The following is a 24,478-nucleotide window of genomic DNA, read 5'->3' as shown; positions in this document are numbered from 1 at the left end:
AAGTGAAGAAACCCTGAACGCAAGTTCAGGGTTTTTTTACGTCTGTAGCCAGGGGATAGTCTAGGTTTTTCTTACGTCTGTAGCCAGGAGATTTTACGTCTGAAATTCAGCCAGTCCCGCAAAAATTCTTCCGCTTACTGACCCGTTCTTAGCCAGTTTTCGATAAAATCAGCCACGATAACCGGCTGATTAATATCAAGAAGAGGCCGGTCGATCGTTAATTTATCATCGCTGGCCAGCGCAATCACATATTCATCCAGTAAATCAGCCACTTCACCTTTAACACCACGCCGCCACAGCGCGATTTTGGCTACAGGTTCATCTTTAAAGCCTTCAACCAGCACCAGATCCAGCGCAGAATGATCCATCCGCGCGGTCAGTTCCGTCAGACCCAACGGCTTATCTGGGGTCTCGCACATCAGCGCCCAGCGCTGATCGCTGGCAACAATCACCTGATCGGCACCCGCTTTTCGCAGCAGATAGCTATCTTTTCCCGGCGTATCGATGTCCATTCGATGATGGGTATGTTTAATTAATCCAGTACGGATGCCACGCGCCTTGAGTAGAGGAATCACCTGCTGCAGCAAGGTGGTTTTACCGGTGCCGCTCCACGCCACAATAGCCAGTAATGGCACACCCATCAGTGCTTCTCCTCATCAACCAAATCGTCCGGCGTATTAATATTGCGAAACGCAGATTCAGGATCCGTGAACGTCACTGCATGCCCACCGTGTTCATGTAAGAACTGCATTAAACGCCGCTCACCCCGCAGCAGCCAGGCTTCAAGATCTTTCGCTAATGAACGATTCACCAGCGCCAGGGCAGGATGATCGCGCTGAATTGATCTTACCCAAACCGCAGGCGCATCGCCGCGCTGCTGCCATAAACGTGCAACGAAGTCCTCCGGTAACCAGGGCGTATCACAGGCACAAAAGGCGACCCACTCGGTCTTACTGTGCTGCAAGCCACTTAACATGCCTGCCAACGGACCGGGGTAATCTGGCATTGAATCAGTAACGACCTGACAACCGCTAGCCTGATAACGATCAATGTTACGGTTGGCGCTTATCAACACAATATTGACCTGTGGCATCAAACGCTGCAGAACGTGCTGATAAAGCGGTTTGCCCTGCAACTCCAGCAGCCCTTTATCCTGGCCGCCCATACGACTGCCTTGCCCACCTGCGAGGATCACGCCGGTAAATGCGGTCATTTTCGTCTCCTTGATCAAACTGGACGATACTTGCATAACGGCAGCCTACCACTGCATAGAGGAATCAATGATGAAATATCACCGACTTAATGAATTGTTTGAACTCCTGCAACCGGCCTGGCAAAAGGAGTCAGACCTTAACCTGCTGGCATTTTTACAGAAACTGGCGCAGGAATCAGGCTTCAGTGGCCCATTAAGTGAATTAACCGATGACATATTGATTTACCATCTCAAAATGCGTGACGCCGACTGCGATGCGGAAATTCCCGGACTGAAAAAGGATTATGAAGTGGACTTCAAAACCGCGCTATTACGTGCACGCGGTGTGATTAAGGATGATGAGTAGTGTTATCCTTGCGCATTCCTTGCAACGGTAACACACAGGCAAAATGATGAGCGAAGCCGCCTTTAATTTCCAGACGCTGGACCCCGATGTTATCCTGGATGCACTTTGGGATGCGGGTCTGCGTGTCGAATCCGGCTTAACCGCCCTCAATAGCTACGAAAACCGTGTCTATCAGTTTAGTGATGACGACAAACGTCGCTATGTGGCTAAGTTCTATCGGCCACAACGCTGGAGTGCGCAACAAATTCTGGAAGAGCATCAGTTCACGCATGATCTGCTGGCCGATGAAGTACCTGTTGCTGCACCACTGGCATTGCAGGGCAGTACGCTTAACCACCATGCCGGTTTTATGTTTGCCGTTTTCCCAAGCCTGGGTGGGCGACAGTATGAAACCGATAATGAAGAACAGATGGAGTGGGTGGGCCGATTTCTCGGGCGTATCCATCAAACGGGTCGCCAAAGCCTGTTTCAACAGCGGCCAACTTTCGGCCTGGAAGAGTATGTCTTACAACCTCGCCAGGAGCTGGAGCAAAGCACGCTGGTACCGGCTGCCCTGAAGGATGCGCTGCTGAACGCCGTTGATAAACTTATCGGCACCTTGCAGCAGCGCTGGCATGATAAATGGCAGCCGCTCAGGCTGCATGGCGACTGCCATCCAGGTAATATCCTGTGGCGCGATGGACCGATGTTTGTCGATCTTGACGATGCGCGCAACGGGCCTGCAGTGCAGGATCTGTGGATGCTGGTAAACGGCGATCGTCAGGAACAGCTGATTCAGTGGGATATTCTGCTGGAAGCTTATAATGAATTCAGTGACTTTGATTTACATGAATTGTCACTGATTGAGCCTTTACGCGCTATGCGCATGGTTTATTATTTGGCCTGGGTGGTTCGCCGCTGGCAGGACCCGGCTTTTCCGCGCGCCTTTCCCTGGATGACCGATGAGGATTTCTGGCGCCGACAGATTGCACTATTTATCGAGCAGGAGAGGCTGTTACATCAACCCCCGTTGCAGCTTAGCCCGCAATTTTAATGAAGTACTCAGGAGATTTTTTCACGATGAAAAAGATTATGTTTGCGCTGGTAGGTTTAATGCTGGCATTTGGCGCCTCAGCGGCACAGTTTAATGACGGCAAACAATTCGTCACACTGCCAAAGCCGGTTGCTGGTGAGCCACAGGTATTGGAGTTCTTCTCCTTCTTCTGCCCGCACTGCTACCAGTTCGAACGCGTCTATCACGTGAGTGATGCCGTGAAAAAGAACCTGCCAGCAGACACTAAAGTGACTAAATATCACGTTGATTTCCTCGGCGGAGACTTTGGTCCTGTTGTGACTCAAGCCTGGGCGGTAGCGATGGCGCTGGGCGTGGAAAGCAAAGTCACTGCACCGATTTTCGACGGCATTCAGAAAACCCAAACCATCACCGATGCGGCTAGCCTGAAAGCCACCTTCATCCAGGCGGCGGGTATCTCGTCAGAAGATTATGATGCAGCGTGGAATAGCTTTGCGGTGAAAGCATTGGTTGCACAGCAGCAGAAAGCGGCGTCCGATCTTAATCTTCAGGGCGTGCCAGCCATCTTCGTGAACGGCAAATATATGGTGAACAACGGCGGTCTGGATACCAGCTCTATGGACAATTTCGTTGCCGATTACGCCAACGTAGTGAAATTCCTGGTTGAGAAGAAGTAATTAAGCGCGAATAAACGCCGACGATGTCGGCGTTTTACGCCCTTACTGATGACGTAGTCATGATATCCCTGTTAACCCTCCGCTTAATATCCACATGGACGATCACCTTTTCAAAAAGGCGCACTTCATCACGGTAAGTTAATAACAAATTGAAAAACAATAACTTTTATCTGTAAAATGATTGCAATAAGCGTAAATAACAATACGTTATGAATTTTACGCACAAAGTTATCCACAGACCGATCCTTGCGATCCACTCCGCGTAACGATGAAAAAGATCCTGACAACCCTGCTCTGATTCAACATTCCTCTCTGGTTGTGGCATCCTTATAGCCCTCATTATCGCAACGAAGAAAATACGAACCTATGGCGCAAATTGCAGAAAATCCCCTGATTCTGGTAGACGGATCCTCTTATCTCTACCGGGCGTATCATGCCTTTCCGCCGCTGACCAACAGTGCAGGCGAGCCCACGGGCGCGATGTACGGTGTGCTCAACATGCTGAAAAGTTTGCTGATGCAGTATCAGCCGAGCCATGTGGCCGTGGTCTTCGATGCGAAAGGTAAAACTTTCCGCGATGAATTATTCGAGCACTACAAATCGCATCGTCCGCCAATGCCCGACGATCTGCGTGCACAGATCGAGCCGCTGCACGAGATGGTCAAAGCGATGGGATTACCGCTGTTGGCGGTGACTGGCGTTGAGGCTGATGATGTGATTGGTACTCTGGCACTGGAAGCAGAAAAGCAGGGCCGTGCGGTGCTGATCAGCACTGGCGATAAAGATATGGCGCAGCTGGTCACGCCGGGCATTACGCTGATTAACACCATGACTAATACCGTATTGGGCCCGGAAGAGGTCGAGCAGAAATATGGTGTGCCACCTTCACTGATTATCGATTTCCTCGCCATGATGGGTGACAGCTCGGATAACATTCCGGGTGTGCCTGGCGTAGGTGAGAAGACTGCACAGGCGCTGCTGCAAGGCTTAGGCGGTATGCAGTCAATTTATGACAATCTGGACAAAGTGGCGGACCTCTCGTTCCGTGGCGCGAAGACCATGGCAGCGAAGCTGGAGCAGAACCGCGAGGTCGCATTCCTGTCCTATCAGCTGGCGACCATTAAGACTGACGTAGAACTGGAACTGGGTTGCGAGCAACTCACCGTCAACGAGCCGGACGTTGAAAAACTGCAGAATCTCTTCGGCCGCTATGAATTTAAACGTTGGATCAGCGATTTACAGGACGGTAGCTGGCTGCAAGGCAAAAAGAGCAATGTGCAGGCACAGAAATCACTGGCTACTGAATCTGCGGTTGAGGCTGTTGAAACAGCCAGCGTGCTGTCATCTGACGGCTACGTCACTATTCTCGATGAGGCAACCCTCGACGAGTGGCTGCAAAAATTGAAAAAAGCAGAACTCTTTGCCTTCGATCTGGAAACCGATTCTCTGGATAGCTGGAGTGCCAACATTGTCGGCCTCTCCTTTGCGGTTGCGCCGGGTGAAGCGGCTTATCTTCCGGTGGCTCATGATTATCTTGATGCGCCAGCCCAACTGGATCGCAATGACGTGTTGAAGCAGCTAAAACCGTTACTGGAAGACGCTAAATCTGCAAAAGTCGGCCAGAACCTCAAATACGATCGTGGCGTGCTGAAGAACTACGATATTGAGCTGAACGGCATTAAATTCGACACCATGCTGGAATCCTATTGCCTGAGCAGCGTCGGCGGTAAACATGATATGGATAGCCTGGCTTCGCGCTGGCTGAACCATAAAACCGTCACCTTCGAAGAGATTGCCGGTAAAGGAAAAAATCAGCTGACCTTCAACCAGATTGCTATTGAGCAGGCCGCTCATTACGCAGCAGAAGACGCAGACGTCACGCTGCAGCTGCATCTTAAAATGTGGCCGAAGCTGGAGCAGGAAGCGGGTCCCAAGCAGGTCTTTACTGATATCGAAATGCCGCTGGTGACTGTGATTTCACGCATTGAGCGCAACGGCGTGTTGATCGATCAAAACATTCTGGCCAAACACTCGCAGGAGCTGACCACGCGTCTGGCGGAACTGGAGTTGAAAGCGCATGAGCTGGCAGGTGAGCCGTTTAATCTCTCCTCCACCAAGCAGCTGCAGACCATTCTGTTTGAAAAGCAGGGCATCAAGCCTACCAAGAAAACCCCTGGCGGCGCACCGTCTACCAGCGAAGAAGTGCTGGCTGAACTGGCGCTCGACTATCCGCTGCCCAAAGTGATTCTGGAACATCGTGGCCTGTCTAAGCTGAAGTCGACCTATACCGACAAACTGCCTTTGATGATCAATCCGATGACTGGCCGCGTGCATACCTCCTATCATCAGGCGGTCACGGCTACCGGGCGTCTCTCATCTACCGATCCCAACCTGCAAAACATCCCAGTGCGTAACGATGAAGGTCGTCGTATTCGTCAGGCCTTTATTGCGGGTAAAGATAATCGCATCGTCGCGGCTGACTACTCGCAAATTGAGCTGCGCATCATGGCACATCTGTCGCAGGATAAAGGCCTGCTGGATGCGTTTGCGCAGGGTGAAGACATTCACCGCGCAACGGCGTCAGAAGTCTTTGGAGTCTCGCTGAGCAAGGTATCAGGTGAGCAACGCCGAAGTGCCAAGGCAATTAACTTTGGCTTGATTTACGGCATGAGCGCCTTCGGTCTGTCGCGCCAGCTCAACATCGGCGCAGGCGAAGCGAAAAAGTATATGGATCTCTATTTTGAGCGTTATCCGGGCGTACTGCGTTACATGGAAGAGACGCGCACTCAGGCGGCAGAGAAGGGTTATGTGGAGACACTGGATGGTCGCCGCCTGTGGTTACCGGATATCAGCTCCAGCAACGCTATTCGCCGTAAGGCAGCAGAGCGCGCGGCGATTAACGCCCCGATGCAGGGCACCGCAGCGGACATTATCAAACGCGCGATGATTGCCGTGGATGGCTGGTTACTGCAACAGCAGGATGATGCCGTGAAAATGATCATGCAGGTACACGATGAACTGGTGTTTGAGATCCATAAGGATGCGGTAGAGAGTGCCAGTGCGACGATCCGTCAGCTGATGGAGGGCAGCATGAAGCTGGATGTTCCACTGCAGGTTGAAGTCGGAACGGGCGATAATTGGGATCAGGCGCACTAAGAAAACATTGTCGGCGGTATATCCATGCCGCTGACATCGTCATAAGAAAAAAGTTTACTTAATCGGTTCAGCAACGATGCAAAGCCGCTTGTTAAATGCGCATTTTGTAACTGCCTATCGGCTAAGCATTTTTTTAGTAATTAAACTACACGCCTTAAGCTAAAGTGTGACGAACCCGGTAAAAAAGATGTGGAATCCTGAAACTTAACAACAAAAAACCCTTTGTTGGTCAGGAAAAATCAGGTAAAGTTCATCGCGTAGGGTACAGAGGTAAGATGTTCTATCTTTCAGACCTTTTACTTCACGTAATCGGATTTGGCTGAATATTTAGCCGCCCCAGTCATTTATGACTGGGGCGTTTTTTATTGGGCTTTTTCTGAAAAGCGGGTCGTAAACCCGCGCTTCACATTACGCAGAAGGGGCTTCTTCATCTTCTTGCGCCGGTTCCAGTTCACTGAACCAGCTATCCAGTTTCTGACGAACGATATCAACGCCGATCTTCTTGAGTGATGAGAACATCTCTACCTGCACATCACCCATAAAGCCTAATGCTGCCTCACGCACCAGTTTGAGCTGCGCTTTACGTGCACCTGATGCCAGCTTATCTGCCTTGGTTAACAGCACCAGTACAGGGATGCCGCTCTGGACTGCCCACTCAATCATATTCTGGTCGAGATCTTTCAGCGGATGGCGAATATCCATCAGCACCACCAGGCCTTTCAGTGCCTGGCGCTTCTGCAAATATTCAGACAGCGCACGCTGCCATTTACGTTTCATCTCTTCCGGGACTTCGGCGTAGCCATAACCGGGTAAGTCGACCAGGGTTTTCCCCTCGACGACCTGAAACAGGTTGATGAGCTGAGTACGACCTGGCGTTTTACTGGTACGCGCAAGGCTTTTCTGGTTGGTGATGGTATTCAGCGCGCTGGATTTGCCTGCGTTAGAGCGTCCGGCAAACGCGACCTCAATGCCCACATCTGCCGGTAAATGGCGAATATCCGGGGCGCTGAGCACGAAGTGGGTCATGTGATAATTCAAAGCAGACAAAGTAAAGCTCCAGCAAAGTGATTCGGTCAATTGGGCTGATTATACCTGTTATGGCGCAAAAGTGCCCGATAGCGTCTTAACGCGCCACTTTGTAAGAGATCGACGATATTTACTGCCAGTCATTACCGATTAATAGAATGTTCATATGTTGGATAGTGTAATATTTTCAATAAGATAAATAGATGTTGAAAATTACCGCTCTAAATTAAAGACATGTCTCACTTGTTCATTTTACTGATTGGTCTACATTTGGTGTCAGTGCACGGCAGCACCCATCAGGATGATGCGCTCAGGAGTGTCGGGGATGACCAGGAGCATGGCAGGATGTGATTCAGGTATGAGTCGGACAAGGAAAAGGATTACTCGCAGGAGCGATGAGGCGAAGGAGCAACCGGGACGTTGAGAGCTGTAAAGGATTTATACCGTTATTCCTTCAGTAGAAGGTGCGAAATAAGGCGATAGCATAGGCTATCGCCTTTTTTCTTTGTCATCTTTCTGCTAGATTTCGCCGCAATTCTATACTGAAGAAAAATCGCCGAGACCGGACACCATGAAGCAACCTGCACCAGCCCAGCGTGGCAAACCTGCTGCTAAAGCCAAACGCAAATCGCGTGAAGAACTGAACCAGGAAGCACGCGATCGTAAACGCGATAAAAAGCACAGCGGCCATAAAGCGGGCAGCCGTGCGAACCCGGAAACCAAAGGCGCTGGCAAAGGCCAGGGTCAGAAAAATGCCGATCCACGTACCGGCAGTAAAAAACCGGTTGCGCTGGTGGCCGATGGTAAAACTGTACCGGAGAAAAAGCCGGTAGCGAAAGCCAAACCGAAAGCGGAAAAAGTTCGTCTGACGCCGGAAGAAGAGCTGGCGAAGCTGGAAAACGATGAACGTCTGGACACCTTACTGGATCGTCTGGAAAGTGGTGAGACACTCAGCGCTGAAGATCAGGCATGGCTCGATCAGACGCTGGATCGCATTGACGAACTGATGGAAACCCTCGGTATCGCGTTGGATGACGGTGCTGAAGATGAACAAGCCGAAGTCGATATGATGCGCTTGTTAAAAGGCAACTAAGTCATTTTTGATCGGCATGCGCTTTTGCGCATGCCGCGCTAAACAGGTATTCGCTGATGCTTTGGCCTGGATCAATTTTAGCGCTGCTGCTGACATGTTATCTCCTGTGGTTATTGTTTAAACTTCGTCGCCTGTCGCGTCTGAAGTCGCGTTTACGCCGGCGTACGGCTCACCGCTATCTCTCCTCTTCTGCAACGCGACCCTCTCTCAAACGACGTCACAGTAAGGAGTGAGCATGTCATCGCAGCAGATTGAATGGGACCAGCGGCTGATTGAAAAATACAATTACGCGGGTCCGCGTTACACCTCATACCCCACTGCGCTGGAGTTCAATGAGAACTTTGGCGAGGCCAGCTTCCAGTCTGCGGTTGAACGCTATCCTCAACGTTCCCTGTCGCTGTATGTCCATATTCCGTTCTGCCATCGCCTCTGCTACTTCTGCGGCTGCAATAAGATTGTGACGCGCCAGCTGCACAAGGCCGATCGCTATCTGGATGTGCTGGAGCAGGAAATTCGCCAGCGTGCGCCGCTGTTTGCCGGACGCCGCGTCACGCAGTTGCACTGGGGCGGTGGTACACCAACCTTTCTCAATCAAGTTCAGGTCAGCCGGCTGGTGGCGCTGCTGCGTGTCCATTTTGACATTGCTGATGATGTTGAGATGTCTCTCGAAGTCGATCCACGCGAAATTGAGCTGGAGATGATCGATCATCTGCGTGCTGAAGGTTTCAATCGCCTGAGTATGGGTGTGCAGGACTTTAATAAAGCGGTGCAGGAGCGCGTCAACCGCGTGCAGGATGAAGAGACTATCTTTGGGCTGGTTGAACGTGCGCGTGCGCGAGGGTTCCGCTCAGTGAGCCTGGATCTGATTTACGGCCTGCCGCTGCAGACGCCCGAAAGTTTTGCCTTCACCTTACAGCGAGTCATCGCGCTTAATCCCGATCGACTCAGCGTATTCAATTACGCGCACATGCCGACGCTGTTTGCTGCACAACGCAAAATCAAAGATGAAGAGCTACCTGGTGCGGAACAGAAGCTGCAAATCCTGCAGCAAACCATTGGCACCTTGACCGATGCAGGCTATCAGTTCATCGGGATGGACCACTTTGCTAAACCGAATGATGAGCTGGCCATCGCGCAGCGTGCGGGTGAACTGCACCGCAATTTTCAGGGGTACACCACGCAAGGCGAAACCGAGCTGGTGGGATTCGGTGTCTCGGCGATCAGTATGCTGGGAGACAGTTATGCGCAGAACCAAAAAGAGCTAAAGGCTTACTATGCCAGCGTAGAGCAGAGTGGGAACGCGCTATGGCGTGGTTTGACACTGAGTGACGATGACTGCCTGCGCCGTGATGTCATCAAGACGTTGATCTGCAATTTCTCATTAGATTTTGCGGCAATTGAAGCGCAATGGCCCATCACTTTTGAAGCCTATTTTGCGGAAGATTTAGCGTTACTGGCGCCATTGATGGCGGACGGCTTGCTGGAACAGCGTGGTCGTCGCCTGCAGGTCACAGGAATTGGGCGTTTACTGATTCGCAATATTTGCATGTGCTTTGATCGCTATCTGCGTCAAAAGGCTCGCATGCAGCAGTTCTCGCGGGTGATATAAAAATCAGGGGAGCATCGCGCTCCCCTGGTTCTCACTTATTCCATTCCCAGCTCTTTCAGTTTACGCGTCAGAGTATTACGACCCCAACCCAGTAAACGTGCGGCTTCCTGCTTGTGACCCTGAGTGTGACGCAGAGCGGTGGTGAGCAGAGTGCGCTCCATCTCCGGCTGCGCTTCAGAGAGCAGGTTTTGATGACCGGAACGCAGTGCGCGGTCCGCCCATTGTGCCAGCAGGGTGGCCCAGCTGTCCGGCAGCGACTGCACCGGATTGTCCGGCGTGCTTGACTCAAACAGCTCTGGTGGCAGATCCTGAATCAACACTTCCTGGCCTGCAGCCATCACGGTTAGCCAGCGGCAGGTATTCTCCAGCTGGCGCACGTTACCGGACCAATGCAGACGCGTCAGCGCTGTTTCCGTCTCCGGATGCAGAATCTTCGCCTCAACACCCAACTCACGCGCGGCGACTTGCAGGAAATAACGCGCCAGACGTGGGATATCCTCGCGACGTTCGCGCAATGGCGGCAGATGCACGCGAATCACGTTCAGACGATGGAATAAATCCTCACGGAATTTGCCTTCCTGCACGCGCAGTTCGAGGTTTTGGTGGGTTGCCGCGATGATACGCACATCCACTTTCACCGGTGCATAGCCGCCCACGCGGTAGAACTGGCCATCGGCCAACACGCGCAGCAATCGGGTTTGCACGTCGAGCGGCATATCACCTATTTCATCAAGAAACAGCGTGCCCCCATCGGCCTGTTCAAAACGGCCCTGACGGATCTGATTCGCCCCGGTAAAGGCCCCTTTCTCATGCCCGAACAATTCGGATTCGATCAGGTCTTTCGGGATCGCCGCCATATTCAGCGCGATAAACGGTGATTTGGCACGCGGGCTGTGGCGATGCAGTGCATGCGCCACTAACTCTTTACCGGTACCCGATTCACCATTAATCAGCACGCTGATGGAAGATCGCGACAAACGGCCAATGATGCGAAACACATCCTGCATCGCCGGCGCTTCGCCGATGATGTCCGTAGTCGGGCCGCTCACCGGTTGATTACGCGGCTGCTGCTGCTCCTGATAATGGCTGATCGCACGTTCAACCAGTGCGACCGCTTCATCAATATCAAACGGCTTTGGCAGGTAATCGAACGCGCCTTGTTGATAAGCGCTGACGGCGGCATCGAGATCCGAATGCGCCGTCATAATGATGACCGGCAGCATCGGGTGACGCTGTTTAATCTGTTTCAGCAGCGCCAGCCCATCCATGCCCGGCATGCGAATATCCGATAACAATACATCTGGGGTTTTACTTGAGAGTGCATCCAGCACTTCATTGCCGCTGTCAAATGTCGCGCAGCTCAAACCGGCTCCAGTGAGCGCACGTTCAAGCACCCAGCGGATGGAGCTATCGTCATCGACGATCCAGACTATCCCTCGTTGCATAGAAACCTCACTGGCGAATAGGCAGGTAAACCGAGAATTCGGTGTGTCCTGGCCAACTGTTAAATTCTATTTTTCCTGAATGCTGATCGATCAGGCTGCGGGCGATGGAGAGACCTAAACCGGTTCCTCCTTCACGACCACTCACCATCGGATAGAACAGCGTGTCCTGTAGCTGAGCAGGAATCCCAGGGCCATCATCTTCAATATCGATACGCGCCACCAGACGATAACGGGTGCCGTGCAGCGTCAGCTGAAACGCGGTACGGGTACGGATCACGATAGTGCCGCCATCGTCACCCAGCGCCTGCAGCGCATTACGCACCACGTTGAGCAGCACCTGTTCAATCTGATCGGGATCGTGTGGCAGTTCGGGCAGGCTCGGGTCGTAATCACGCACCAGCGAGACATTGTCCGGCAGCTCCATCGAGACCAGATTCACCACGCGCTCCGCCACCTGATGAATGCTTTGTGTGACGTGCATACCGGGCTGTTGGGGCCCCAGTAAACGATCAACCAGATTACGCAGGCGGTCCGCCTGTTCGATAATAATCCGGGTGTATTCATGCAGCGAAGGATCGGGCAGAGCACGCGTTAATAACTGCGCGGCGCCGCGTAAACCTCCGAGCGGGTTTTTAATTTCATGCGCCAGTCCGCGCACTAAATCACGTGCGGCGACCTGCTGAGCATGTTGCAGCTGTTCCTGGCTGAGACGGCGTTGATTATCCATCGGCGCCATTTCCAGCAGGATAAGGCCATCGGGTAGACGCTGCGCGGTCAGCGACATAATGTGCGCGCGGCCATCGACCACTAACGTCACTTCGCTGTCGGTAAAGCCCTGGCCTGCTCCAAGACTCTCGCTCATCACCTCAATATTCAGCGAAAAATAGCCGGTTAATTCCGGTAATGGCGTGCCGAACAATTTACGTGAGCTTTGTGCCAGTAATTGCTGCGCAGCCGGGTTGGCATAATGGATAACCAAATCGTTATCGACCAGCAAAATACTGTTGATTAGAGAGTTAAGAATCTGCCCCGCGTCGGGCAATGTGCCAGTTGCCATACAGCGTTCCTCTGCACTAAATTAGTGCATTATAGCCTTTTGGGACTGAAAACTATCATTCGAACGATGAATTCGCGGTGAAAAAAGCCCATCCGGAGATGGGCTAAAGTTTCCACGGCAACAAAAAAACGTTCAGGTTATTTACGCCGCCAATAAGCGGCGTGAAATGCGCTGAAATTTTTTAAATTAAACGCTGTAGTACAGTTCGAACTCAACTGGGTGCGGAGTCATGCGCACGCGGTCAACTTCTGGCTTACGCAGTTCGATGTACGCGTCGATTGCGTCATCAGTGAACACGCCGCCACGGGTCAGGAACTCGCGGTCTTCGTTCAGTGCGTTCAGTGCTTCTTCCAGAGAGCCTGCAACTTTTGGAATCTCAGCTTCTTCTTCCGGAGGCAGGTCATACAGGTTTTTGTCCATCGCATCGCCAGGGTGGATCTTGTTGATAACACCATCAAGACCCGCCATCAGCAGCGCGGTGAAGGCCAGGTACGGGTTAGCCGCTGGATCCGGGAAGCGTGCTTCGATACGACGTGCTTTCGGGCTCGCAACCACTGGGATACGGATTGAAGCAGAACGGTTACGTGCTGAGTAAGCCAGCATAACAGGTGCTTCGTAACCCGGGACCAGACGCTTGTACGAGTTGGTGGTTGGGTTAGCCAGGGCGTTGATCGCTTTAGCGTGCTTGATGATACCGCCGATGTAGAACAGAGCAGTTTCAGACAGGCCGCCGTACTTGTCGCCAGAGAACAGGTTCACGCCGCCTTTTGACAGGGACATGTGGCAGTGCATACCAGAACCGTTATCGCCGAACATTGGCTTAGGCATGAAGGTTGCTGTTTTGCCGTACGCGTGAGCAACGTTGTGCACCACGTATTTGTAGATCTGAATTTCGTCAGCTTTTTTGGTCATGGTGTTGAAGCGGGTAGCCACTTCGTTCTGACCTGCTGTTGCAACTTCGTGGTGGTGAGCTTCAACCACCAGACCCATCTGCTCCATGGTCAGACACATAGCAGAACGGATGTCCTGAGCTGAGTCGACAGGTGGAACCGGGAAGTAACCGCCTTTCAGACCTGGACGGTGACCTTTGTTTCCGCCTTCGTATTCTTTACCGGTGTTCCATGCGGCTTCGATATCATCGATAGCGACGTGTGAACCTGAAGTAGAAGAACCGAAACGGATGTCATCGAACAGGAAGAACTCTGGCTCAGGTCCAAACAGCACGGTATCCGCGATGCCTGAAGAACGCAGGAACTCTTCTGCACGTTTAGCAATGGAGCGTGGGTCACGGTCGTAGCCCTGCAGCGTGCCTGGCTCGAGGATGTCACAACGGATGATCAGCGTTGGATCTTCGAAGAACGGATCCATAACCGCAGTGGTCGCATCCGGCATCAGCACCATGTCTGATTCGTTAATGCCTTTCCAGCCACCGATGGATGAGCCATCGAACATTTTGCCTTCTTCGAAGAAGTCAGCGTTAACCTGGTGAGCAGGGATAGTAACGTGCTGTTCTTTACCTTTGGTATCGGTAAAACGCAGGTCAACAAACTTAACTTCGTGCTCGTTCATCATCGAGAGGACGTGTTCAGCGGACATACTTAAACTCTCCTGGAAATGGTCATAATCGTCATGGTGAGAGAACTTCGTTGCCTGGAATGTGTCACGCTTACTGACCACCCCTAACCAAGATCTCGGCAAGCTCTTTTCAACCGTTGTATAACTGTCGTTTTCGCTTGAAAAATATAAAGCGAATTCTGTGCCAACTTTATTACAATGGTAAAAATGGCGCTGTGACGCGCTCTTTCGTGAGTCGGTGACTGCACCAGTATGGATGATGCGCACTAATTTGGTGCTTCACAGATCAATTATCGCACCAAAAAGGTGCAAAATCCCATCGCAGTGCAGATTAATGCACCGTTATTGGTGCTAAAAAACAGCACTAAGAGAAACTTTAAGGGAATACTGTGATCATGTTCAGTCTTTCGCTTAATCCGTGTACAATACCGCGTTATTTCTATAATGCCTGAGGCAAAGCTGTGATCGAAAATTTGCGTAACATCGCCATCATCGCGCACGTTGACCATGGTAAGACCACCCTGGTTGACAAGCTGTTACAACAGTCCGGTACTTTTGATGCTCGTACCGAAGCGACTGAGCGCGTAATGGACTCCAACGATTTGGAGAAAGAGCGTGGGATTACCATCCTCGCAAAAAACACCGCCATCAAATGGAACGACTACCGTATCAACATCGTTGATACCCCAGGACACGCCGACTTCGGTGGTGAAGTGGAACGTGTTATGTCCATGGTGGACTCGGTGCTGCTGGTTGTAGATGCGATGGATGGCCCTATGCCGCAAACCCGCTTCGTAACCAAAAAAGCCTTTGCTCATGGTTTGAAGCCGATTGTAGTCATCAACAAAGTTGACCGTCCGGGCGCGCGTCCTGATTGGGTTGTTGATCAGGTGTTTGACCTGTTCGTTAACCTCGACGCGACTGACGAGCAGCTGGACTTCCCTATCATTTATGCGTCAGCGCTGAATGGTATCGCCGGTCTGGATCACAACGACATGGCAGACGACATGACCCCGCTGTACCAGGCGATTGTGGATCGTGTTTCTCCACCACAGGTTGAGGTTGAAGCCCCACTGCAGATGCAGATCTCGCAGCTGGACTACAACAACTACCTGGGCGTTATCGGCATTGGCCGCATCAAGCGCGGTAAAATCAAGCCGAACCAGCAAGTCACTATCATTGATAGCGAAGGCAAAACCCGTAACGGTAAAGTCGGTAAAGTACTGGGCCATCTGGGTCTGGAACGTATCGAGAGCGCCGAGGCTGAAGCAGGCGATATCATCGCTGTGACCGGTCTGGGCGAGCTGAACATCTCTGACACCATCTGCGACACGCAGAAGGTTGAAGCGCTGCCAGCCCTGAGCGTTGATGAGCCAACCGTAACCATGTTCTTTAACGTCAACACTTCACCTTTCTGCGGTAAAGAAGGTAAGTATGTGACTTCGCGCCAGATCCTGGAGCGTCTGAACAAAGAGCTGGTACACAACGTGGCACTGCGCGTTGAAGAAACCGAAGATTCAGACGCATTCCGTGTGTCTGGTCGTGGTGAGCTGCACTTGTCTGTTCTGATCGAGAACATGCGTCGTGAAGGTTTCGAGCTGGCGGTATCCCGTCCGAAAGTAATCTTCCGCGAATTCGAAGGCCGTAAACAAGAGCCATTCGAAAACGTGACCCTCGACATCGAAGAAACCCACCAGGGTTCAGTGATGCAGGCGATGGGTGAGCGTAAAGGCGATCTGAAAAATATGGATCCAGATGGCAAAGGCCGTGTACGTCTCGACTACATGATCCCAAGCCGTGGCCTGATCGGCTTCCGTAACGAATTCATGACCATGACTTCAGGTACCGGTCTGCTGTACTCCACCTTCAGCCACTACGACGATGTGCGTCCAGGCGAAGTGGGCCAGCGTCAGAACGGTGTACTGATCTCTAACGGCCAGGGTAAAGCAGTCGCATTCGCACTGTTCAGCCTGCAGGATCGCGGTAAGCTGTTCCTGGGTCACGGTGCTGAGGTTTATGAAGGCCAGATCATCGGTATTCACAGCCGTTCTAACGACCTGACAGTTAACTGCCTGACCGGTAAGAAACTGACCAACATGCGTGCGTCAGGTACTGACGAAGCGACCACTCTGGTTCCACCGCAGAAAATGACGCTGGAGCAGGCTATCGAGTTCATCGATGATGACGAACTGGTAGAAGTGACTCCGCAGTCAGTCCGTATTCGTAAACGTCACCTGACCGAGAACGACCGTAAGCGTGCGTCTCGCGGCGGTAAAGAGTAAGCGAAACAGTCTGATATTTAAGCCCCGCATCGCGGGGCTTTTTTGTGCCTGCAACCCGCTGCAACGCTCGCTTTGTGAAAGTTGTCCCCGATTCCAGAACGCTTATTTCCTCCTCATCGTACCTGTTCAGTAATGCTTTTTGCCGCTAGAGTGAATGATCCAGGGAATAGAAGGAGAGGCGTCATGCTGTACATCTTTGATTTAGGCAATGTGATTGTTGATATCGATTTTAATCGCGTGCTCGGCGTCTGGAGTGACCTGGGACGTGTGCCGCTGGCGACATTACAAAGTCGCTTCCAGATGGATGAAGCATTCGAGAAACACGAACGTGGTGAGATCAGCGATCCCGAGTTTGCGGCACGTATCTGTGATCAACTGGATATTGCCTTGAGCTATCCGCAATTCACCGCGGGCTGGCAGGCGGTGTTTGTCGGAGTGCGTCCGGAAACACTGGCGATCATGAACACACTGCGCGCTAATGGCGAGCGTGTGGTGATCCTGTCCAACACCAATCAGTTGCACTTTGAGTTCTGGCCAACGCAATATCCGGAAGTGCAACAGGCAGCCGATCACGTCTATATGTCGCAAGACATAGGCATGCGCAAGCCTGAGACGCGTATCTATCAATATGTGCTTGAGCACGAAGGCTATACCGCCGATCAGGCGGTGTTCTTTGATGATAATCGCGCCAACATTGATGCGGCCCGCGCTCTGGGGATTGAGAGCGTGCTGGTGGAAGACGCGAAAACTGTGCCGGACTGGTTCGCGAGCCGTCGCTGAGTGGTAACACGTAACCATTTGCGCCATTCGGCGCACGCGTTTTTCCTGTGGGTCAAACTGCTGTGGCGCCGCGTTGATGAAGACAACATGACGACGCAGGCCGGGAATCTGGCCTACGTCTCATTGCTGGCTTTGGTGCCGCTGATCGCCGTGGTGTTTGCGCTTTTTGCCGCTTTCCCGATGTTTTCGGAGATCAGCGTCCAGCTTAAACACTTCATCTTCAGCAATTTTATGCCGGCAGCCGGTGACGTTATCCAGCGCTACCTCGATCAGTTTGTGGCCAACGTCAATAAAATGACAGCGGTGGGGATTGTCGGATTGATCGTGACCGCGCTGTTGCTAATGCACTCGGTGGACAGCGCACTCAATGCGATTTGGCGCAGTACTAAACCACGGCCAATGGTTTACTCCTTTGCTGTCTACTGGATGATCCTGACGCTGGGCCCGATACTGGCCGGTGCCAGTCTGGCCATCAGCTCTTACTTGTTATCGCTGCGCTGGGTCAATGTCACTGGTGTGACCAGCCTTATCGATCAGGTATTACGAATCTTCCCTCTGGTGCTCGCTATCCTCGCGTTCTGGTTGCTCTACAGCATCGTCCCGACGCGCCGTGTGCCAACGCGTGATGCACTGGTCGGTGCGATTGTCGCCGGGCTGCTGTTTGAGCTGGGCAAAAAAGGGTTTGCGCTCTATGTTACGATGTTCCCTTCGTATCAATTAATTTACGGCGTACTGGCAGTCATCCCGATTCTGTTTTTATGGGTTTACTGGACCTGGTGTATTGTGTTGTTAGGCGCGGAAATCACCGTCACCCTTGATGACTATCGCCAGCTAAAACAGCAGGAACGCGAAAAAGAACGAGAGGAAACATGATTGCTTTGATTCAGCGCGTCAGTCGCGCCAGCGTCGTGGTGGATGACGCGACGGTGGGTGAGATTGGCGCCGGTTTGCTGGTGTTGTTAGGGGTGGAGAAGGGCGATGACGAACAAAAGGCCCAGCGGTTGTCTGAACGTGTGCTGGGTTATCGCATCTTCGGTGATGAGAACGACAAAATGAACCTGAACGTACAGCAGGCCGGTGGCAGCGTGCTGGTGGTTTCGCAATTCACTCTTGCCGCCGACACCAACAAAGGCATGCGTCCCTCATTTTCAGGTGGTGCCGAACCGGCGGAAGCCGAATGTCTCTATTACCATTTCAGCGATTGTTGCCGGGCACAGGGTGTGACCACGGCGAACGGTCGTTTTGCTGCCAACATGCAGGTTTCACTGGTGAATGATGGTCCAGTGACCTTCTGGTTGCAGGTGTGAGGTTTTCAGCCGAGCGGCCAGGGATCAGCCACGCAAGCTCCGAACGAGAGAATCACTTTATGTATCATCTTCGTGTGCCGCAAACGGCGGAAGAACTGGATACTTATTATCAGTTCCGCTGGGAAATGTTACGTAAGCCGCTGCGTCAGCCGCAGGGCTCTGAGCGTGATGCCTGGGATGCGCTGGCGCATCATCAGATGGTGGTCGATGAGCAGGGCGATCCTGTTGCGGTTGGCCGTCTCTATATCAATGCGGAAAACGAAGCGGCCATCCGCTTCCTGGCCGTACACCCTTCGGTGCAGGGCAAAGGATTAGGGACGCTGGTGGCGATGACGCTGGAATCCGTTGCGCGTCAGGAGGGGGCGAAGCGTGTGACCTGTAGCGCGCGCGAAGACGCCGTGGAGTTCTTCGCCAAGCTGGGCTATGTCAATCAGGGTGAAATCACCGCGCCACAAACCACGCCGGTGCGCCATTTCCTGATGATCAAACCGGTGGTGACACTGGATGATATCCTGCACCGCGCTGACTGGTGTGGTCAGTTGCAGCAGGCCTGGTACGAGCATATTCCGCTCAGTGAGAAAATGGGCGTGCGCATTCTGCAATATACCGGGCAGAAGTTCGTTACTACCATGCCAGAAACCGGCAACCAGAACCCGCACCACACGTTATTCGCTGGCAGCTTGTTCTCACTGGCTACGCTCACAGGCTGGGGGCTGATTTGGCTATTACTGCGCGAGCGGCATCTCGGCGGCACTATCATCCTTGCCGATGCTCATATTCGTTACAGTAAGCCCATTAGTGGACGTCCGGGTGCGATTGCCGACCTGGGTTCACTGAGTGGCGACCTTGACCGTCTGGCGCGTGGTCGTAAAGCGCGCGTGCAGATGGAAGTGGAACTATTTGGTGATGATGAGCTGGGTGCGGTGTTTGAAGGGGTATATATCGTACTGCCAGCCGATGCAGATGGTGCATTAGAAGAGGGTGGCTCGGGTGCACGCATTAATTAATGCGTGCAGATTACGTTGTAGCCATCTTCAACCTAAATCGGTAGCAGCGTGAAGAATGGCGCATCGGTGAGCGACAGGGTGTCGCTACTGATACGCGGCATTCCTCGCACCGCTGCCTTTTCTGAAAACCTATTGAACCTGACCCGCATGCATCGTCTGCTGCACCGATTGCGTATCGGTGGTCACTGACACATTACCCTCAACGCTTTGGCGCAATGGCGCGGCAGCACTCAATGAACCTTTCACCTGCAGCAAAAGATTACTGTTGCCGCTAAGAGGCAATGCAGGCCAGCCCCAGTTTTGCAACACATTGGCTGGCACCGCCTGACCTTTGAGATTCAGTGTCAATGGGCGCTGTGCATCCTGCCCAACGCTCGCGGTGCCCTCCAGCAAACCATTGCCGTTAAAGGCGCTCATTTCTGTAACCTGAATTTGCTGATCGTTAGCACTAAAGGCAATGGAAGGATGGCGCAGATCGGTGCGATTAAACGTTGCTTCCGCCGCGTTAAAGCTCGCTTTACCGCCCCAGATTCCCCACTGATGCTGGCGTGCCAGTCGCAGGTTATCGGCGTTACCATCCAGCGCGGTCATCTGGAATGGGAAAGCAGGGTTGATGTCGATCACCAGATTTCGATTGGCCGTAGCGTGTGTCACCAGCACGCTATCCAGCCATGATGGCAATGCTTGCTGCCAGCGATCGCGCCAGTTCTGCGGTAAGGTATATTCCAGCCCGGCAATGGCTAAATCATTCAGCGTCAGGCGTTTATCGCTGCGCGTCCAGTTGCCGCTGGCACGGATCACGCCATTGGCCCAACGTGAACTGAACTGGGCCAACTCAATGCCCTGCGCCGAGAAGTTGGCATTCACAATCGGATCGTTAAGCTCAAAGCCACCATTAATGAAATTACCGGCATTCATCGACAGAGAGCCATCATCGCTTTGCCAGTCATCTCCACGCAGCGTGATGTTCTTCAGGGTTAAATCGAGGTCGGTGACAGCCCAATCCGGCCCTTGCAGTCGCGCATCGGTCATATCCAGGCGATTGATGCTCACTGACGGCACGTCGCGCAGCGGATTGAGGAAATCACTCAGATTTTGATGGGTCTGCAGGCGGATATCGTTAAGACGTAGCTGATCAATCTTCCAGTTACCCTGCGTGTCGCGCTCGGCGTTGCCGGTCATCGAACCACGCGCGAGATCGGCCCCAATATTGCTGAATATCATGCGGTGCTGCTTCACACTTCCCTGCAGCAGCACATTGTTGCCCGGAACACCATTCAGCGTCAGCTTGCCCGCACTCATCTGGAACTGTGCATCGCTGCCCAGCATATCCGTCGGGGTCGGTTTCCACGGGATAATTCCGCCATTAACCCGTTCAGCGATCATCGGCAGCATGCTGTGCGGGCTATCAATGCGCACGTTATTCAGTTGCAGGCGATTGGCCTGGATAGGCAGCGTGGTATCGGGCGTCTGATTCGCGAGGTTAATCTCGCCATCACGCACGTCGATGCTATCAAAATGCAGCCAGTCACTGAATTGCACCAGTGCCAGTCCGAGGTCGACGCGCTTGGCCACCAACACCGCTGGCTGACCATCGTGCCCAAAACTGAAATCATCCAGCATGATGTGCGAGGGAGAAGAGAAGTTATGCTCAATCTTGCTGAGGGAGAGATGCCAGGCGGTCTTGTCACTTACCCAACGGCTAAACCAACCTGCGCCCCACTGTGTCTGCAGCAAGACATACAGGACAACCAGCCCCAGCAGAATCAGCAGCAGTAAGGTAAGGAAAAACTTGCCTAAAAATTTCATCGCATCCATCCATCCCGATATTTATCCGGTAAGAGGTTGTTATGCCTGAATTACCGTTACAGCTCAACAGCCTGGATGTAAAAGCGGATAAATAACAGGCAGGCCGTAGCCTGCCTTAAGGGTTACTTTTCCTGTGGAAAGACGAGGTTAAGCACGATTGCGGTGATACCACCGGCAGCAATGCCTGAGGAGAGCAGGGTTTTCAGCCAGTCCGGGGCGAATTGCAGAATCAGCGGTTGCTGTGAAACACCCAGGCCAACGGCCAGCGACAGTGCGATGATCATAATGGCGCGACGGTTCAGCGGCTCGCGCGAAACGATGCGTACACCCGATGCCGCAATCGTGCCAAACATCACGATGGTGGCACCACCCAGCACTGGCTCAGGAATGTGCTGCACAAAACCACTCACCGCCGGGAACAGGCCGAGCACAATCAGCATCAGCGCCACGACAAAACCCACATAACGGCTGGCAACGCCGGTCAGCTGAATCACGCCGTTGTTCTGCCCAAAGCAGGAGTTCGGAAACGTATTGAACAATGCGGATACAAATGAGTTGAGGCCGTTAGCCAGCACGCCGCCTTTCAAGCGCTTCATATACAGCGGACCACTCACCGGTTGTTCTGACACATCCGAGGTGGCAGTAATATCGCCAATGGTTTCCAGTGAGGTCACCATAAACACCAGCATCAGCGGGATCAACAGGTTCCAGTCAAAACCGAGGCCGTAATATAGCGGTGTTGGCACCGCCACCAGTGGTTGATCGGTGGGCGCGCTGGTAGCAGGTAACATATCCAGCGCCCATGCCAATCCGTAACCGACCGCCATGGCGATCACCAGTGAGGCCACACGCAGGTAGGGATTGCGCTGACGGTTAAGCAGGATAATCACCACTAATACCGCGCCAGCCAGCAGCAGATTTTTTGGCGCGCCGAAAGAGTGATCGCTCATTGCCGCGAAGCCGCCGCCAATCGAGGTCAGGCCAACCTGAATCAGTGACAGGCCAATAATCATCACCACAATGCCGGAAACCAGCGGTGTAATAATACGACGAGCCAGATGCAGGACGCGTGACAGCACCATTTCGGTACAGGAGGCCACCATCAACGTACCGAACAGCGCGGCCATCATGGTCGGGACATCGGCACCGCCATTTTTCAGCGCCATGCCGCCCATAATCAGCGGTGTCACAAAGTTAAAGCTGGTGCCCTGAATCGACAGTAAACCAGAACCAACTGGTCCCCAGGTTTTGATTTGCAGGATTGAAGCCACACCCGATGCAAACAGCGACATGCTGATAATGTGTTGCGTATCCTGAGCCGGTAAACCCAGCGCCTGGCAAATCAACAGCGCAGGAGTGATGACCGCGACAAACATCGCCAGCAGATGCTGACAGGCCGCAAAGAGGGTTTGCGGTAGCGGTGGACGGTCTTCGAGGCGGTAAATCAGTTCACTCTGTGGACGGGCTGACTGATGAGATTCAGCAGTATTAACGGACATGGTGCGCGTTCTCAATGACAACAAAGGGGCGATTTTAAACGGTTGCGGTGTGAAAGCAATCGTTTGCAATGCCCCTTTTCACTTGCATTGATTTAAAGCGTAAACACGGTACGACTACGGCTATCATCTTCCTGCCAGGCCTGAGCCACTTCACTCAACGGACGCATCTGGAAAGCGACCGAAAAATCACTCTCTGCCGCGGCATTCAACATTTCGCTGATACAGGCAATCAGCTCCGCATCGGATACGCTACCCAGCCCGCTGCCCATTAATGTCAGACCAGATGAGCGCAACAGCTTGCTGTGCAGGGTGATCTCCTGGCCACTCAGCGAGCCGATTTGCACGAAGCGCACCGCTTTCTCTCCCCCCACGACAGCCGCCTGCATGATATCAAGTGCACTCTGGCCCCACAGGTAATCCAGCACAATATCGATGCCTTCTTTCATCAGTGCGGGCAGTGCGCCGGGCAACTCATCCAGCGTCAGGGTGATGTCCGCGCCTTGGGCACGCAATTGATCCAGTACTTCACGATTGCGTCCGGTGGCGATGATTTTTCCTGCGCCAAGATGGCGAGCTATTCGCACTGCTAATCCACCTGAGGTGCCGGTGGCGCCATTGATCAAAACGGTTTCACCCGGCTGCAACTGCGCCCGGCGCGTCAACGCTGCCCAGGAAGACATGCCCGGATTGGCGATGGCGGCAGCCAGCACCGGATCGAGCGAAGCGGGCAATGGCACAATTGCTGCGGCGGGAACCTGCGTTCTTTCCGCCATGCTGCCCCAGGGCGCATTAAAGGCGAGAAAATAGACTGGATCGCCATTGCTGAGCGTACCGGTACCGTCAATGCCGGTGATAAAAGGATAATGTGTGGTGGCGCTGTAGTGTTTGCCAGAAGCGCGTGCCTTCGCCAGTTGACTGACGGCAGCCGCTTCAACGCTGACAACCACATGCTGTTCATCGGCTTGCGGTTCGGGAAAATCACCGTAAACCGGCTGTTCGCCCGCTGTGGAAACGATAGCTGCTTTCATGCTTTCTCCTTCAGATTATCGGAAATTATGTGTAATATGCACACATTAGTTCTGCCTCGGGATAACGTCAATGAAAAGTGTGCAAAATACACATAATAATGCAGAGTTCGACGATCTGCATAATGCGCTGCTGATGATTGTGGGTACTTTTAATCGCCCGCAACGTGATGAATTACTAATAAAAGAGTCCAATATTCAACTCGATCGTGCGTTATTTCCGCTGCTAATCCAGATTGGCCGCTTTGGACCGATTGGCGTGGTGGAACTGGCAGAGCGCGCCGGACGCGATTACACCACGGTGAGCCGTCAGGTGGCGAAACTGGAAGAGCTGGGGCTAGCGCAACGACAGAAAAATGCCAAAGACAAACGCGTCAACGAAGCAGTCATTACCGCCACTGGCAAAGCGATGACGGATAAAATCGATGCCGCACGGGCGCAGATTTATCAGCATCTGTTTGAGAACTGGCAGGATAGCGAGCGCACCGAGCTGACGCGTCTGTTGCAGAAATTTGTCGGGGATTTTATGGCGATCGATCGTAGCGAGTAAGGGTGGGCAT

The 24,478-nt window shown here is 52.9% G+C and carries 21 protein-coding genes; 12 read left to right on the top strand and 9 right to left on the bottom strand.

The features are described from left to right. Window positions 1-134: 134 nt before the first annotated feature. Complete coding sequence (gene mobB, locus VH86_RS17615; protein WP_045833664.1) at window positions 135-641, bottom strand: molybdopterin-guanine dinucleotide biosynthesis protein MobB; 507 nt, start codon at window positions 639-641, stop codon at window positions 135-137. After that, window positions 641-1,213, bottom strand: a complete 573-nt coding sequence (mobA, locus tag VH86_RS17610; RefSeq protein WP_045833663.1) for a molybdenum cofactor guanylyltransferase MobA — start codon at window positions 1,211-1,213, stop codon at window positions 641-643. The genes mobB and mobA overlap by 1 nt, the downstream gene beginning before the upstream one ends. A 70-nt stretch (window positions 1,214-1,283) precedes the next feature. Between mobA and VH86_RS17605 the strand changes: the two genes are divergently transcribed. The 4 genes from VH86_RS17605 (at window position 1,284) to polA (ending at window position 6,404) form a co-directional block, all read left to right on the top strand. Next, entirely contained in the window at window positions 1,284-1,559 is a 276-nt protein-coding gene (locus VH86_RS17605; protein WP_045833662.1) for a YihD family protein, read from the top strand. Between the two features lie 46 nt (window positions 1,560-1,605). Continuing rightward, window positions 1,606-2,592, top strand: coding sequence for a serine/threonine protein kinase (locus VH86_RS17600; protein ID WP_038643999.1), 987 nt, complete (start codon window positions 1,606-1,608; stop codon window positions 2,590-2,592). 26 nt (window positions 2,593-2,618) lie between these two features. Beyond that, window positions 2,619-3,248 carry a thiol:disulfide interchange protein DsbA gene (gene dsbA / locus VH86_RS17595; protein ID WP_038644001.1) on the top strand — a complete coding sequence of 210 codons (630 nt, stop codon included), beginning with the start codon at window positions 2,619-2,621 and terminating at the stop codon, window positions 3,246-3,248. Window positions 3,249-3,614: 366 nt separating this feature from the next. Next, the gene (polA, locus tag VH86_RS17590) at window positions 3,615-6,404 is read left to right on the top strand and encodes a DNA polymerase I (protein ID WP_045833661.1); all 2,790 of its coding nucleotides are present in this window, start codon (window positions 3,615-3,617) and stop codon (window positions 6,402-6,404) included. 408 nt (window positions 6,405-6,812) lie between these two features. On the opposite strand, the gene yihA is transcribed toward polA, so the two are convergent. Beyond that, entirely contained in the window at window positions 6,813-7,451 is a 639-nt protein-coding gene (yihA, locus tag VH86_RS17585; RefSeq protein WP_045815739.1) for a ribosome biogenesis GTP-binding protein YihA/YsxC, read from the bottom strand. 550 nt (window positions 7,452-8,001) lie between these two features. Between yihA and yihI the strand changes: the two genes are divergently transcribed. After that, window positions 8,002-8,523 carry a Der GTPase-activating protein YihI gene (gene yihI / locus VH86_RS17580; RefSeq protein WP_045815738.1) on the top strand — a complete coding sequence of 174 codons (522 nt, stop codon included), beginning with the start codon at window positions 8,002-8,004 and terminating at the stop codon, window positions 8,521-8,523. A 235-nt stretch (window positions 8,524-8,758) separates the two neighbouring features. After that, a complete protein-coding gene (gene hemN / locus VH86_RS17575; RefSeq protein ID WP_045833660.1) occupies window positions 8,759-10,132 on the top strand; it encodes an oxygen-independent coproporphyrinogen III oxidase in 1,374 nt (457 codons plus the stop codon). A gap of 35 nt (window positions 10,133-10,167) precedes the next feature. Here hemN and glnG read toward each other — a convergent pair whose 3' ends face one another. The 3 genes from glnG to glnA form a co-directional block, all read right to left on the bottom strand. Next, window positions 10,168-11,577, bottom strand: coding sequence for a nitrogen regulation protein NR(I) (gene glnG, locus VH86_RS17570; protein WP_034823905.1), 1,410 nt, complete (start codon window positions 11,575-11,577; stop codon window positions 10,168-10,170). A 7-nt stretch (window positions 11,578-11,584) separates the two neighbouring features. After that, a complete protein-coding gene (gene glnL / locus VH86_RS17565) occupies window positions 11,585-12,634 on the bottom strand; it encodes a nitrogen regulation protein NR(II) (RefSeq protein ID WP_045833659.1) in 1,050 nt (349 codons plus the stop codon). A 186-nt stretch (window positions 12,635-12,820) separates the two neighbouring features. Beyond that, a complete protein-coding gene (gene glnA, locus VH86_RS17560) occupies window positions 12,821-14,230 on the bottom strand; it encodes a glutamate--ammonia ligase (protein WP_034823901.1) in 1,410 nt (469 codons plus the stop codon). A gap of 440 nt (window positions 14,231-14,670) precedes the next feature. On the opposite strand from glnA, the gene typA reads away from it, so the two are divergent. The 5 genes from typA (at window position 14,671) to fabY (ending at window position 19,585) form a co-directional block, all read left to right on the top strand. Then, the gene (typA, locus tag VH86_RS17555; protein ID WP_034823899.1) at window positions 14,671-16,491 is read left to right on the top strand and encodes a ribosome-dependent GTPase TypA; all 1,821 of its coding nucleotides are present in this window, start codon (window positions 14,671-14,673) and stop codon (window positions 16,489-16,491) included. 183 nt (window positions 16,492-16,674) lie between these two features. Next, window positions 16,675-17,271, top strand: a complete 597-nt coding sequence (yihX, locus tag VH86_RS17550; RefSeq protein ID WP_045833658.1) for a glucose-1-phosphatase — start codon at window positions 16,675-16,677, stop codon at window positions 17,269-17,271. Further along, entirely contained in the window at window positions 17,272-18,144 is an 873-nt protein-coding gene (locus VH86_RS17545; RefSeq protein WP_045815735.1) for a virulence factor BrkB family protein, read from the top strand. Next, complete coding sequence (gene dtd, locus VH86_RS17540) at window positions 18,141-18,578, top strand: D-aminoacyl-tRNA deacylase (protein ID WP_045833657.1); 438 nt, start codon at window positions 18,141-18,143, stop codon at window positions 18,576-18,578. Before VH86_RS17545 ends, dtd begins: the two co-directional genes overlap by 4 nt. 59 nt (window positions 18,579-18,637) lie before the next feature. After that, window positions 18,638-19,585: a fatty acid biosynthesis protein FabY gene (gene fabY / locus VH86_RS17535; RefSeq protein WP_038644013.1), complete on the top strand. Its 948-nt coding sequence runs from the start codon at window positions 18,638-18,640 to the stop codon at window positions 19,583-19,585. A gap of 129 nt (window positions 19,586-19,714) precedes the next feature. Here fabY and VH86_RS17530 read toward each other — a convergent pair whose 3' ends face one another. The 3 genes from VH86_RS17530 to VH86_RS17520 all read right to left on the bottom strand — a co-directional run bounded on the left by VH86_RS17530 (window position 19,715) and on the right by VH86_RS17520 (window position 23,921). Beyond that, window positions 19,715-21,394 carry an AsmA family protein gene (locus VH86_RS17530; protein ID WP_045833667.1) on the bottom strand — a complete coding sequence of 560 codons (1,680 nt, stop codon included), beginning with the start codon at window positions 21,392-21,394 and terminating at the stop codon, window positions 19,715-19,717. A 122-nt stretch (window positions 21,395-21,516) separates the two neighbouring features. Then, window positions 21,517-22,893: an NCS2 family protein gene (locus VH86_RS17525; RefSeq protein WP_045815734.1), complete on the bottom strand. Its 1,377-nt coding sequence runs from the start codon at window positions 22,891-22,893 to the stop codon at window positions 21,517-21,519. A 92-nt stretch (window positions 22,894-22,985) separates the two neighbouring features. Continuing rightward, a complete protein-coding gene (locus VH86_RS17520; RefSeq protein WP_045833656.1) occupies window positions 22,986-23,921 on the bottom strand; it encodes a zinc-binding alcohol dehydrogenase family protein in 936 nt (311 codons plus the stop codon). Window positions 23,922-23,991: 70 nt separating this feature from the next. Between VH86_RS17520 and VH86_RS17515 the strand changes: the two genes are divergently transcribed. Continuing rightward, the gene (locus VH86_RS17515; protein WP_045815732.1) at window positions 23,992-24,468 is read left to right on the top strand and encodes a MarR family winged helix-turn-helix transcriptional regulator; all 477 of its coding nucleotides are present in this window, start codon (window positions 23,992-23,994) and stop codon (window positions 24,466-24,468) included. Window positions 24,469-24,478 lie beyond the last annotated feature (10 nt).

This window comes from Pantoea sp. BL1 (assembly GCF_000963985.1).
In the GTDB taxonomy this organism is placed as follows: domain Bacteria; phylum Pseudomonadota; class Gammaproteobacteria; order Enterobacterales; family Enterobacteriaceae; genus Pantoea; species Pantoea rwandensis_B.
This window is presented reverse-complemented; position numbering and strand designations above follow the sequence as displayed.